Raw genomic sequence first — 12,741 nt, forward strand, 5'->3', positions numbered from 1 at the left:
CTCCGCGCTCAGCGGAGCCAGGGCAGGTCCGCACCCGCTTCGCTGGGCTGGAGTCCCTCGGCGATGATTTCCATGATCTCGCCGAGGGCCTTCTGCTGTTCGGGGGTGAGCCGGTCGAGGAACGCCTGCCGCACGGCCTCCACGTGACCCGGCGCGTTCCGGCGCAGCACCTCGAAACCCTCGTCCGTCAGCACGGCGAACTGGCCCCGCTTGTCGGACGGACAGTCCTCGCGGCGCGCCCAGCCGTTCTTCTCCAGGCGTGCCACGGCATGCGAGAGCCGGGAGCGGGTGATCTTCGCCAGCATCGCCAGCTCGGTCATGCGCAGCCGCCGTTCCGGTGCCTCGGCGAGCTTGACCAGCAGACTGTAGTAGAGGTGCGGCATGCCCGCGTCCCGCTGGAGCTGGCGGTCGAGGTGATCCTCCAGGAGGGTGCTGGCCTCGATGTACGAGCGCCAGACGCGCTGTTCCTCGACGTTGAGCCAACGAGGTTCGTCGGTGCCTGCCGGGCCGGGTGCCGAACCCGGTGCCGCTGCGGAAGTGGGTGCCGTCGTCATGTACTCCACTGTAAAGCCCTTCTCCTTGAAAGTTAAACAAAGTTGCGCTAGAGTGCGGAAATAGAGGTTGAGGTTTCAAGTAAAAAGCTTCATCCGCCCGCCAGCCAGATCTGCACCGATCGCCGGAAGGAGTCGCAGCCATGACCGCCGCCACTCAGGAACGCATGCCCGCGCTGTACCTCAGCCATGGCGCCCCGCCCCTGGCCGACGACCCCATCTGGCCCGGTGAGCTGGCCGCGTGGTCCGCCGGACTACCCCGCCCGAAGGCGATCCTCGTCGTCTCCGCCCACTGGGAGGAGGCCCCGCTCGCCCTCGGCGCCACCGGGACGGTCCCCCTCGTCTACGACTTCTGGGGCTTCCCCGAGCACTACTACCAGGTGAAGTACGGCGCCCCCGGAGCCCCCGCGCTCGCCGACTCCGTACGCAAGCTGCTGCGTGCCCCCGGCATCCCGGTACAGGACGTTCCCGACCGAGGGCTGGACCACGGCGCCTACGTCCCGCTGGTCGAGATGTTCCCCGAGGCCGACATCCCGGTGCTCCAGGTTTCCATGCCGACCCTGGACCCGGTGAAGCTCATGGACATCGGACGCAAGCTCGCACCGCTGCGCGACGAGGGCGTGCTGATCATCGGCTCCGGGTTCTTCACCCACAACCTGGCCGCGCTGCGGCAGGGCGGCATCCCCAGGTGGTCGGCCGAGTTCGACGACTGGGGACACCGGGCGCTGGACGCCGGTGACGTGGACGGGCTGCTCGACTTCGCCCGCAAGTCCCCGGCGGGCATGCTCGCCCATCCCCGTACCGAGCACTTCGCACCGCTCTTCGTGACCATGGGCGCGGCGGACGCGGCCGGTGACCTGGACACGCAGAAGTCGGTGATCGACGGGTTCTGGCTGGGGCTGGCCAAGCGGTCGGTGCAGTTCGGCTGAGAACGTCGGGGCCCGGCGCACGAGGGCCTGCGCCCGGCCCCGTGTGCCGGGCCCTCGGCGGTCGCCGGCTCCCGTGCGCGGCGCTTGGCGGCCGTCGGCTCCAGGTCGCGGCACCTGGCGGCCGTCGGCTACAGCTCCTTCTCGTGCCAGGCCACGTCCCAGTGGCGGCCGAACTTGCGGCCCACCTCGCGGTACGTGTCCGTGTGCCGGAAGCCGAAGAGCCGGTGCAGCCGCGTGGATGCCTCGTTCGGCCGGGCGATGCCCGCGTAGGCGCGGTGCAGGTCCTCGGCTGCCAGGGCCTCGAACAGGGCCGTGTAGAGCAGAGCGCCGATCCCGCGGCCTTTGGCGTCCGGGGCGACGTGGACCGTCGTTTCCACCGACGTCGCGTAGGCGGGCTTCGCCCGGAAAGGGCTGGATGTGGCGTAGCCCGGAATCTGCTCGGAGCTCCCGGTTGCGGTTGTGATTGCGGTCGCAGTTGCGGTCGCGGCCGTGGCAACCATCAGGCGGTACGGGCCGTCTACCGGGTGGGAGAGCAGCGAGGGGCGGCGTTCTTCAAGGGTGGGGACCGGGGTGTCGAACGTGATGGCCGTCTCGCGCACGTACCGCGCGCACGTACTGGCTGTACAGATCGGTGAGTGCTGTCAGGTCACCTTCGGCCCCCAGCCTGACCTGGGCCTTCGTGTAATCCGACGCCAGCTCGCCCCCTGCGGCCCGACAGGGTACTGCATGATCAGAAAATTCGGGGGTCGGGTTGGGAATTCTGTCCGGATTCCAGTCGTTGTTTCCAACAGATGCCGGGCACCCGAGCAGAGTCCGAAGTGAGAGACCGAACCCCTGACGTACGTGCCGGGCATCCGCAGAACCACCCGCCGACCTCATCATCGTAAGGGAGCAAGCATGGCAACCCGTGCCGTCGCCCGTCGTAAGTCCGCCTCCGGCGAGACGGCCGACTCGGCAAGCAGTGTTCGCGCCCATCGTGGCGAGATCGCCGACCGCGACCTGGTCGGCATGTACCTCGACGAGATCGCGCGCACACCGCTGCTCGACGCTGCCAAGGAGGTCGAGCTGTCCCAGATCATCGAAGCGGGTGTGTTCGCGCGGCAGATCCTCGACGGCACCGAGGAGAACACGGTGGGGGCCACCACCGAGGAACTCCAGGCGCTGTACGACGCGAGCGAGCGGGCCAAGGACGTCTTCATCCGCTCCAACCTCCGCCTGGTCGTCGCGGTGGCCCGCCGATACCCCCGCAGCGGTCTGCCCCTGCTCGACCTGATCCAGGAGGGCAACGCCGGCCTGGTGCGCGCGGTCGAGAAGTTCGACTACCGCAAGGGCTTCAAGTTCTCGACCTACGCCACGTGGTGGATCCGCCAGGCCATCACGCGGTCGATAGCCGACCAGTCCCGCACCATCCGCCTGCCCGTCCACCTGGTGGAGGAGCTGGGCCGGATCCGGCGCGTGCAGCGCGAATTCAACCGTGAGCACGGGCGGGACCCGGAGCCCGGGGAGATCGCAGCCGAGCTCGGTTCCACCCCGGAGCGGGTGACGAACGTGCTCGACTGGGCCCGCGACCCGGTCTCGCTGAACATGCCGGTGGACGACGAGGGTGAGACACAGTTCGGCGACCTCCTCGAGGACACGTCGGCGGTGTCGCCGGAGCAGTCGGTGATGACGCTGCTGCGCAGCGAGGAACTGGACGACCTCATCGGCCGCCTCGACCAGCGCACGGCCTCCATCATCAAGATGCGGTACGGCATAGAGGACGGCAGGGAGCGCACCCTGACGGAGGTCGGCAAGCAGCACGGTCTGACCCGCGAGCGGATCCGCCAGATAGAGAAGCACGCGCTGATGGAACTGAAGAAGCTGGCCCGCGACACCGGATTCGACGCGGCGGCGTAGAGCCAATGCGGGGCCGGTGCAGGGCTCTTGAGGGCGCCGGGTGATGAAATACGGCGCAAACATGACGCCCTGGCACTGCTTCAACCCGCTGGGCCAGGGAACAAGAATGCAGAGCGCAGGAGTTCGGGTCTCGAGATCTGGGGGATGGGAAGATCTCCGTCGGAAGATCTCCGAGCCTCGGCCTCCTGGACGACTCCCCTGAACCACGTCCCGTCGCACCACCCCCCCGGCGCCGGGACTTCCCAAGCCGGGTCCGGCACCCTCCCCCCGGGTGCCGGGCCCGGTTTCCCCTTGTACGGGACAGGAAAGCGGGTCACCCCGAACCTGAACCCCGGGGTGACCCGCCAGATGGCAGATTGTGTCACATGGGCATAGCCTGCCGGGCGCGAGCAGCAGCACCACTCCGCCTCCTCCGCCTCCGCATCCTCCCCCTTCTCCTGCCTCGCCGGCCGAGCGGCGCAAAGCCGAGACCCGTATGGAGATCGCCCGCGCGGCGGTCGGTCTCTTCGTCCGCCAGGGCCTGAAAGCCACCCGTGCCGAGGGCACCGCACAGGCGGCGGGTGTCGCCCCGCGCACCTTCTACCGGTACTTCGCAGCCAAGGAAGAAGCCGTCGCCCCGCTCTACGAGGCCGGTGCCCGGCGCTGGGTGGAAGCGGTGCGGGCAGCGCCGCCCGAGCCGCCCGGGCCGCCGAAGTCGTCGAAGTCGGCGGACTCACCGATGGTGGGGATGAGCGGATCGAACTCGTGCCCTACTCGAATCCTGGCCGTCCTGGCCGTCCTGGCCGTTTTATGCCGTCTCGGTCGTTCTGGTCGTTCTGGTCGAAGTGTCGGAGGGGAAAGGCATCGGGCGCGATCCAACACCTGTTCATGCCCACTCGTGCCCGATTGGGCCCGTTTCTGTTTACTTCCCGAGTTGCCCGTCGTACCCTTTGGGGAAAGCCACACGTTCGGGCACGGTTTGGAGGTGAGTGGGCATGTACGCACCAGAGCGACAGCAGGAGATCCTGCGGCTCGCCCGGGACGGCGGCCGGGTGGATGTGGTCTCGTTGGCCGAGCAGTTCCAGGTGACGGCGGAGACGATCCGCAGGGACCTGAAGGCCCTCGATCGTGCGGGAGCGGTCCGCAGGGTGCACGGCGGGGCCATTCCGGTCGGACGCCTCGACTTCGAGCCGGACCTCGCCGAGCGCGAGATCACGGCCGCCGACGAGAAGGACCGCATCGCAAGGGCCGCCCTCGCGGAGCTGCCGAACGAGGGCACGATGATCGTCGACGCCGGTTCGACGGTGGCGTTGTTCGCCGCCGCTCTGCCGGTGGAGTTCTCGCTCACCGTCGTCACCCACAGTCTGCCCATCGCGGCCCGCCTCGCCGACCACCCCGGTGTCCAGCTGCACCTGGTCGGCGGTCGCGTACGGCATCGCACGCGTGCCGCCGTGGACGCCTGGGCGCTGCGCGCGTACGGCGAGATCCGCGCGGACGTGCTCTTCGTCGCGGCCAACGGTTTCTCCCCCGAACGCGGTCTGACCACCCCCGACCTCGCCGAGGCGGCGGTGAAGCGGGCCGCCATGGCGGCCGCCCGCCGTGTGGTGCTGCTCGCGGACTCCTCCAAGCACGGCCAGGAGCACTTCGCCCGCTTCGGCGACCTGAGCGACGTGGACCTGCTGATCACTGACAGTGGGCTGAGCCCCGAAGACGCCCTCGCGATCGAGCGCGGCGGCACGGAAGTAGTGCGTGCATGATCCTCACCGTCACTCCCAACCCCTCCCTGGACCGTACGTACGAGGTCCCCGCGCTGGAGCACGGCGAGGTCAACCGGGCCACCGGCGAACGCGTGGACCCGGGCGGCAAGGGCGTCAACGTCTCGCGTGCCGTCGCCGCGGCCGGCCGGCGCACCGTCGCCGTGCTGCCCCTGGGCGGCGCCCCGGGCGCCGTGGTCGCCGAACTGCTGGACGCACAGGGCATCAAGGTCGCTCCGGTACCGATAGCCGGGGCCACCCGTTCCAACATCGCGCTCGCCGAGACGGACGGCGTCCTGACGAAGATCAACGCTCCCGGCCCGGAGCTGACCGCGGCCGAGCAGGAACTGCTCCTGGAGACGGTTCACCGGGAGTCGCGGGGCGCCGACTGGATCGCCTGCTGCGGCAGTCTGCCGCGCGGCCTCGCACCCTCCTGGTACGCCGAGCTGGTCGCGCGGGCGCACGCCGCCGGCGTACGCATCGCCCTGGACACCTCGGGACCCGCGCTGGCCGCGGCGCTGCGCGAGCGGCCCGACGTGGTGAAGCCGAACGCCGAGGAGCTCGCCGAGGTCGTCGGATGCCGGCTGACCACCGTGGGCGACGCGGTGAAGGCGGCCGAGGAACTGCGCGGAATGGGCGCCCGTACCGTGCTCGCCAGTCTGGGCGCCGACGGACAGGTGCTCGTCGACGAGCACGGCGCCTGGTTCGGCACCGCCCGGGTGGAGGTCGTCCGCAGCAATGTGGGCGCGGGCGACTCCTCGCTCGCCGGCTTCCTGATCGCCGGCGGGCACGGACCGGAGTCGCTCGCCTCGGCACTCGCCCACGGAGCGGCGGCCGTCCAGACCCCCGGCAGCGTGATGCCCACGCCGGGTGACCTGGACCCGGCAGCGGTGACGGTCACGTCGACGGTGCCGTTGGACCGCGTACTGAAGGAGCCGGTGACGTGAACACCGACGTTCGTACCGCTTCGCTTCCCGGACCGGCCGGCATGGCCGTCACGGCCGCCACCTTTGCTCTCACACATCCCACTCCCCTCCCAGGCCCGTCGGTCCCCACACGTGCCTCAGATCCCGCAACTCCCACCACCCCCCACCGCACCACCACCCCCGTTCACCCTTCCGCCCACCCCGTGTCAAGGGCGATACGCGTGCAAAGGAGCCCGCGATGAGCGAGATGATCACCGCGGACCTGGTCGACCTCGACCTGTCCGCCAACACCAAGGAAGCGGCGGCGCGAGCCCTCGCCGAGCGGATGGTGGCCCTGGGCCGGGTGACCGACCTGGAGGGCTTCCTCGCCGACGTGGCCGCCCGTGAGGCCCAGATGCCGACCGGCCTCGACGGCGGCATCGGCATCCCGCACTGCCGCAGCGAGCACGTGACCGAGCCGACGCTGGGCTTCGGGCGCAGCGCCGCCGGGATCGACTTCGGGGCCGCGGACGGGCCCGCCGACCTGATCTTCCTGATCGCCGCTCCGGCCGGTGCGGACGACGCTCATCTGACGATCCTTTCCTCGCTGGCCCGGAAACTGATGAACTCCGAGTTCACCGACGGGCTCCGGGCGATCGGCGACGCAGCGGGCGCCGCGGCGCTCATCCGCGGTGACGAGCAGCCGGTGGCCGACGGGACCGGGGCCACGGCGGACGCGGCCGGCTCCAAGGACTCCGGCGGCTCCGGCGACTCCGAAGGTTCCACGGACTCCGTGGTGGCGCCGGCGGCGGCCCCCGCCGACGCCGCCATGGGCACCACCGGCGAAGGCACTTCCGCGGAAGGCACTCCCGGCGAAGGCACAACCGACGAACGCGCCACGAGCGAAGACGCCCCGCACGCGGACGCGGCCACGTCCGGCGAGGGCGCGCGCCCCTTCCGGATCGTCGCCGTCACCTCCTGCCCCACGGGCATCGCCCATACGTACATGGCGGCAGAGGCGCTGGAGAACGCCGGCCGGGAAGCAGGCATCGAGGTCGCGGTCGAGCCGCAGGGCTCGGCGGGCTTCACCCGGCTCGACCCGGCCGTGATCGCGGCGGCGGACGGCGTGATCTTCGCCCACGACGTGCCCGTCCGGGAGAAGGAACGCTTCGCGGGCAAGCCGACCGTGGACACCGGCGTCAAGGCGGGCATCAACCGCCCCGCCGAACTGATCGACGAGGTCCGCGGGAAGGCCGAGCGCGGTGAGGCCACCGCCGCTGCCGCATCGGGCGACACCCCCGTGGACCGCGCCGGCGAACCCGGTGAGGGCTACGGCACCAAGCTGCGCAAGTGGCTCATGTCCGGCGTCAGTTACATGGTCCCGTTCGTCGCGGCGGGCGGTCTCCTCATCGCCCTCGGCTTCGCGATCGGCGGCTATGAGATCAACAAGGCGCCGTCGGTGATGGAACACTTCGTGTGGACCCAGGCCGACAGCTGGGGCGCCCTGCTCTTCCAGATCGGCGGCGTCGCCTTCGGGTTCCTCGTCCCGGTCCTGGCGGGCTACATCGCGTACGGCATGGCCGACCGGCCGGGACTCGTGCCCGGTTTCGTCGGCGGTTCGATCTCCCTCACCATCAACGCGGGCTTCCTCGGCGGTCTCGCCGCCGGTCTGATCGCCGGTGCGGTGGTGCTGGGGATCCAGCGGGTGCGCATCCCGGTGGCGCTGCGCGGCATCATGCCGGTGGTGGTGATCCCGCTGATCTCCTCGGCGGTGGTCGGCTTCCTGATGTTCGTGGTGATCGGCAAGCCGATCGCCGAGGCGCAGAACGGCATGACCAACTGGCTGAACGGCCTCACCGGCACCAACGCCATTCTGCTCGGCACCCTGCTCGGCCTGATGATGTGCTTCGACCTCGGCGGCCCCGTCAACAAGGTCGCGTACACCTTCGCCACGGCCGGTATCGCGGTCGCCAGCCCCAGCGACTCCGCGATGAAGATCATGGCCGCGGTGATGGCGGCCGGCATGGTTCCGCCGCTGGCGATGGCCCTGGCCACCACGGTCCGCGGCAAGCTCTTCAACCGGACCGAGCGGGAGAACGGCAAGGCCGCCTGGGTTTTGGGCGCCTCCTTCATCTCCGAGGGCGCGATCCCGTTCGCGGCGGCCGACCCGCTGCGCGTGATCCCCGCCTCGATGGTGGGCGGCGCGGTCACCGGAGCCCTGTCCATGGCCTTCGGCGCCACCCTGCGCGCGCCGCACGGCGGCATCTTCGTGGTTCCGCTGATCGGCAACCCGCTGCTCTACCTGGTCGCCATCGCGGCGGGCGTCTGTGTCACGGCGGCTCTGGTGATCGTCCTGAAGGGCCTGCGCAAGCCGGCTCCGGGAGCGCCCGGCGCGATCAGCGGCGAGGGCTCGGCGGCCGCGGCGGCGGGATCGAAGCAGCCGGTCGCCGCGTGACCCGGGAGCGGACAGCACGGAAGCCGGCAACGGCGGAAGGCGGCAAGGCCGGCGAACTGCTCCAATAGGTACATGTGAGACTTTCGCAGGAAAACGAGTCAACTGCGATATAGATCACGTTCATCACGGTCCGGGACCAAAGTCCCGGACCGTGATGTGTACTGGGCCCATGCCTGAGCACGACTCGATCTTGAGGGTGACGGGCGCCACCGTCCTCACCCTGGTGGCCGTGGCCTGCACAGCGGGCCTGGCCGGTGTTCTGCGGCGGGACCGCAGGCGGGTGCGGGGGAGTGGCGCCGGCTTGCGGACGCGGATGCGGACGCCGGCCCGAGCGGGAGCGCGGTGGGGGCCCACAGGGCCGGGACCGCGGGGCGAGGACGTCGGCCCTCGCCCGAATCAGGATCAGAAGCCGGATCCGAAGTCGAAGCCGGGGCGCGACGTTCCGGGGCCGCAGGAGTCGCAGGCACTCCGGACGATTCCGCGTCAGCGGCGAACGGGCCCGCAGGCGGAGCAGGTGCGGCTCACCCCGGCCGAGCGTGAGGCGTTCACCGTCCTGGTGCGGCGCTTCACCGGTGGTCGGGAAGGGCGATGACAGCGGGCCGGGCAGTGCGACCCTGGTCAGGGCACCTGTGTCGCGCGCCGCTCCATCGCGTCCCGGGCGGCGTCCTCGGTGGTGTACACCTCGCACATGTGCCGCCCGTCGGGCGTGGCCGTGTGCTCCACCTCCCAGAGGGAGATCTCCACCCCGTCACGCAGCAGGAACGCGTGCTCGTACAGGGAGAAGGACAGCCTCGAGCGCCCCGGCCCTCCCACGGCGGCCGGGCGGCCGAAGGCCTGGGTGATCTGGTGGGCGGACGCCGTGGTCAGCAGCGCGGCCGTCCGAGGTCCCGGACGGTCCGTGTTCTCCGCCCGGCGCAGTAAGCGGCGCGCGTGGTCCGCCGAAGCGTCGGGGACGTAGACGGGCAGGGGTGCGGGGATCTGGGACAACTGCACCGCCACCGGCAGTTCGAAGTCCGGGGTCTCCGGCGGCAGCGGCAGCCGGGCGGTGGCGACGCCCAGTTCCTCCCCGTCCACGTACACCTCGTGCTGGGGCTCGCTGCCCGGGGTCGTGTTGTGGACCAGCTCCCAGAGCGTGAGCGCCGAGCCGTCGGCGAGCAGCCAGGTGTGCCGGTACGTCTCGCGGTGCAGGCCGGCACTGTGGTGCGCGGAGTGCAGCGAACTGTCGTACGCCAGCGCGCAGTCGAGCAGGCGTACTGCCTCGTCGGGCAGCTCGAAGGAGTTCAGGGCACGGCCGAGCAGTCGCGCGAGATGCTCCTCAGGAGACTCGGGCGAGTCGGCTGGTTCGTACGCTGCCGTCTCGTACGGAACGCTCAAGGCTTCTCCCGGCGTCGCTGCATGTCACCTTGTGGGTGCATACCGTAGCCCTTCGGGCGGACATCATGTCCGGGAACTGAGAAAACGTGCGGCGGTGAAACGAACGGATCGCGCGAAGAATTCCCGCCCGTCCCCGGCGGACACCCGTACCCCCTGCTCAGACGCCGTTCCTGCGCTCGTCGCCGGGTCGTCGGCCGCCGATCACGCAGTCCGCTCAGCGGTTGACTCCCTCCGTTCACCGGACGTCCTCGCTGTCCCGCCCGACTCCCCTACGCTTTCCCGTCCGGGGCGCCACGAGCCTCCCTGTCCGGTTCGTCATACACCTACCCATGCAGCTACCCGTACAGCTCCTCGTACGACGGCCAGGCTCCGCCCGGTCCGTCCACCGACCCGGCCGCGCGCAGGGCCCGTACGATCGCGCGGGTCACCGAGTCGGCGCCCGCCGCGAGGATCTCGTTCAGGGCGAGAGGGTTCGCGGCGTCGAGCGCGTGGGTGCCTGTGGCGAGGGCGAACACCGTGTCCCCGTCGTTGAGCAGATGCACCGGCCGCACCGCCCGCGCGATGCCGTCGTGCGCGGTGCCGGCCAGCTTCTGCGCCTGCGCCTTGGACAGGTCCGCGTCGGTGGCGACCACCGCGAGCGTGGTGTTGAGCGGCTGCGGCCCGTTCCGCTCCGCGATGCCGGCGAGCCGCCGGAGCGCTGCCGCGTGCACCTCCGCGTCGGGATGACGCACCCGGCCGCCCCGGAACAACTCGCCGTACAGCGTCCCCGTTTCCGGGTCCAGCGCCGACCCCGCCGCGTTGGCCACCACCAGCGCGGCCACCGTGATTCCCGAGTCCAGCACCGTGCTCGCGGTGCCGATCCCGCCCTTCACCGCTCCGACCACGGCCCCCGTACCGGCGCCCACGCATCCCTCCGGTACCCGCGCCCCCGGCGCGGTCGCCGCTGCCGCCTCGACCGCCGCGCGCCCGGTGGCCGCGTCCGGCCGGGCCCGGAAGTCCCCGCCCCGGCCCAGATCGAAGACACAGGCGGCCGGCACCACCGGCACCACGTGCGCGGGATCCGGGCCGACGCGTACCCCGCGCCCCCGCTCCTCCAGCCAGGCCATCACCCCGGACGCCGCGTCGAGTCCATAGGCACTGCCGCCGGCCAGGACGACCGCCTCGACCCGCTGCACGAGGTTGCGGGGATCGAGCGCGTCGGTCTCCTTCGTACCCGGACCGCCGCCCCGCACGTCCACGGCGGCCACGGCCCCGCCCTCGGGCGCGAGCACCACCGTGGCACCGGTGAGCAGGCCGTCTCCGGTACGGGTCGCGTGTCCCACGCGCACACCGGCCACATCGGTCAGAGCGTCAACAGTCATGGCGCCAGTCTCGCGCGGTCACCGCCGGAGCAGGGAGCCGCCCCCAGGGAGCGATCGCCGTCGGGGGAAGGTTCCGCCGGGGCCGTATTCTGGTCGTATGAGCACTCCCTCCGATCCCCGGCCGCGCGAGCCGAAGCCCGCGCTGGTCTTCGACGATCCGCTGGACCAGCAGTCCGCGGACGACACGGACCGGGGGTGGGGCGACCGCCCGTCCGGCGACAGCGCGTCGGACCTGAAGCGCTTCCTCGACGAGAAGCCGCCCCACCACATCTGACCCGGGTGCCGTGCGGGCCGGTGCCGGCTATCGCTCGCTGTACTCCGGGCCCTCGCTGCGACCCGAGCCGCGCTGCGCGACCAGCTCGTCGCGGATCTCCTTGAGCACCTCGAGCTCGGAGAGCTCGACGAGTTCCTGCGTGCCTTCCTTCGCCTTCCTGCGGGCCTCGACCCGGGCCAGATACCGGGTCATCGGCATCACCATCAGGAAGTAGACGACCGCAGCCGTGATCACGAACTGGAGCGTCGCGCCGAGGACCGAACCCCACAGGATCCTGACGCCCGTCGCGGCATCGCCGGTGCCCTTGCAGGGGTCCTTCAGGCACGAGCTGTAAGTGTCCAGGTTCTGCGTGCCGAAGGCGCCGACCAGCGGATTGATCACACCCTTCACCACCGCGTTGACTATGTTGGTGAAGGCGGCGCCGATGACCACGGCCACGGCCAGGTCGATGACGTTCCCACGCATCAGGAAGGCCTTGAAGCCCTGCCAGATGCTGGTTTCGTTCCTCTCGCTCACCCCAGGGCTCCATCTTGTATGTGTGACATGGGAGATCAAACGCTCCGCAACCTATGTCAGCGCCCCGCCGAACCGTCCACTCGGGTCCCTCGAGCAAGAGACGAGAGACACGACACCCGCGCCATCGGCCGAGAGGGACCCGCTCACCACAGGGTCACCGCCAGCCGTGCCGTGGCGCTCGCGCCGGCGAGGTCGGCCGCGGCGGCGCGCGGAACCGACAGCATCACCAGGGCCCCGCCCGCGCCCGTGTCCTCCGATGGCTTCGGCACCTCGGTGACCCGCGCCCCACGCGCGACCACGCGGGCCTCACCGCCTGTCACCCGCTCCTCGGCGGCGATGACATCGACCCGGTCGCCCGGCCGCAGCAGCCGCACGGTGGCGGCGTCGGCGATCCGCACCGGCGCCGTGACACGCGCTCCCGCGCGCCGTGCCCGTGCGACACGGTCTCCCGTGGACGCCGGCCCGGCATGTGCGCTCGAAGCGGCCTCGGGACGCCCGCGCGACCGGTCTGCCTCCCGGGGGCCGCCCGCCGCCACCAGCGCCACCGCCGTGACGGCGAGACCGACCGCCGCCGCCCGCCTCCGGTGCCGGACCAGCCGAGCCGACCCCAGCAGCCCGGCACGCACCCGCACCGGCGCGAAGTGCGGCACCTCGCAATGTGGAGGGACCCCGACCCCGGGCGGGTGCGGGACTACGGCGGGGCGGGAGGAAGGAGTCGAGACAGCCGACGAGGGGGAGGGGGACCGG

General features: G+C 71.1%; 11 protein-coding genes and 2 pseudogenes. 7 read left to right on the top strand and 6 right to left on the bottom strand.

Annotated elements, in window-relative coordinates; all coding sequences use genetic code 11:
• Window positions 1-8: 8 nt before the first annotated feature.
• Window positions 9-554, bottom strand: a complete 546-nt coding sequence (locus ACFP2V_RS07335; RefSeq protein ID WP_381207176.1) for a MarR family winged helix-turn-helix transcriptional regulator — start codon at window positions 552-554, stop codon at window positions 9-11.
• 140 nt (window positions 555-694) lie between these two features.
• On the opposite strand from ACFP2V_RS07335, the gene ACFP2V_RS07340 reads away from it, so the two are divergent.
• Entirely contained in the window at window positions 695-1,480 is a 786-nt protein-coding gene (locus ACFP2V_RS07340) for a dioxygenase family protein (RefSeq protein WP_381207179.1), read from the top strand.
• Between the two features lie 128 nt (window positions 1,481-1,608).
• On the opposite strand, the pseudogene ACFP2V_RS07345 reads toward ACFP2V_RS07340, so the two are convergent.
• Window positions 1,609-2,176, bottom strand: a pseudogene (locus tag ACFP2V_RS07345) (GNAT family N-acetyltransferase).
• A 201-nt stretch (window positions 2,177-2,377) separates the two neighbouring features.
• On the opposite strand from ACFP2V_RS07345, the gene ACFP2V_RS07350 reads away from it, so the two are divergent.
• From ACFP2V_RS07350 to ACFP2V_RS07370, 5 genes and pseudogenes are all read left to right on the top strand, one after another.
• Window positions 2,378-3,376: a sigma-70 family RNA polymerase sigma factor gene (locus ACFP2V_RS07350; protein ID WP_381207182.1), complete on the top strand. Its 999-nt coding sequence runs from the start codon at window positions 2,378-2,380 to the stop codon at window positions 3,374-3,376.
• 475 nt (window positions 3,377-3,851) lie between these two features.
• A pseudogene (locus tag ACFP2V_RS07355) lies at window positions 3,852-4,059 on the top strand (TetR family transcriptional regulator); the annotation flags it as partial.
• A gap of 291 nt (window positions 4,060-4,350) precedes the next feature.
• Window positions 4,351-5,112: a DeoR/GlpR family DNA-binding transcription regulator gene (locus ACFP2V_RS07360; RefSeq protein ID WP_381207185.1), complete on the top strand. Its 762-nt coding sequence runs from the start codon at window positions 4,351-4,353 to the stop codon at window positions 5,110-5,112.
• Window positions 5,109-6,056 (top strand): 1-phosphofructokinase, encoded by a 948-nt coding sequence (pfkB, locus tag ACFP2V_RS07365; protein ID WP_381207188.1) that lies wholly within the window; start codon window positions 5,109-5,111, stop codon window positions 6,054-6,056. The genes ACFP2V_RS07360 and pfkB overlap by 4 nt, the downstream gene beginning before the upstream one ends.
• A gap of 217 nt (window positions 6,057-6,273) precedes the next feature.
• Window positions 6,274-8,469: a PTS fructose transporter subunit IIABC gene (locus ACFP2V_RS07370; RefSeq protein WP_381207191.1), complete on the top strand. Its 2,196-nt coding sequence runs from the start codon at window positions 6,274-6,276 to the stop codon at window positions 8,467-8,469.
• A 618-nt stretch (window positions 8,470-9,087) separates the two neighbouring features.
• Here ACFP2V_RS07370 and ACFP2V_RS07375 read toward each other — a convergent pair.
• Both ACFP2V_RS07375 and ACFP2V_RS07380 read right to left on the bottom strand, forming a co-directional pair.
• A complete protein-coding gene (locus ACFP2V_RS07375; protein ID WP_381207194.1) occupies window positions 9,088-9,843 on the bottom strand; it encodes a DUF6227 family protein in 756 nt (251 codons plus the stop codon).
• A gap of 335 nt (window positions 9,844-10,178) precedes the next feature.
• A complete protein-coding gene (locus ACFP2V_RS07380; RefSeq protein ID WP_381207197.1) occupies window positions 10,179-11,204 on the bottom strand; it encodes a P1 family peptidase in 1,026 nt (341 codons plus the stop codon).
• 97 nt (window positions 11,205-11,301) lie between these two features.
• On the opposite strand from ACFP2V_RS07380, the gene ACFP2V_RS07385 reads away from it, so the two are divergent.
• The gene (locus tag ACFP2V_RS07385) at window positions 11,302-11,478 is read left to right on the top strand and encodes a hypothetical protein (protein ID WP_381207200.1); all 177 of its coding nucleotides are present in this window, start codon (window positions 11,302-11,304) and stop codon (window positions 11,476-11,478) included.
• A gap of 27 nt (window positions 11,479-11,505) precedes the next feature.
• Here ACFP2V_RS07385 and mscL read toward each other — a convergent pair whose 3' ends face one another.
• Entirely contained in the window at window positions 11,506-11,994 is a 489-nt protein-coding gene (mscL, locus tag ACFP2V_RS07390) for a large conductance mechanosensitive channel protein MscL (RefSeq protein ID WP_381207203.1), read from the bottom strand.
• Between the two features lie 143 nt (window positions 11,995-12,137).
• Window positions 12,138-12,644 (bottom strand): hypothetical protein, encoded by a 507-nt coding sequence (locus ACFP2V_RS07395; RefSeq protein WP_381207206.1) that lies wholly within the window; start codon window positions 12,642-12,644, stop codon window positions 12,138-12,140.
• Between the last annotated feature and the right edge of the window lie 97 nt (window positions 12,645-12,741).

The sequence above is a fragment of the Streptomyces incanus genome (genome assembly GCF_042656345.1).
GTDB lineage: Bacteria > Actinomycetota > Actinomycetes > Streptomycetales > Streptomycetaceae > Streptomyces > Streptomyces incanus.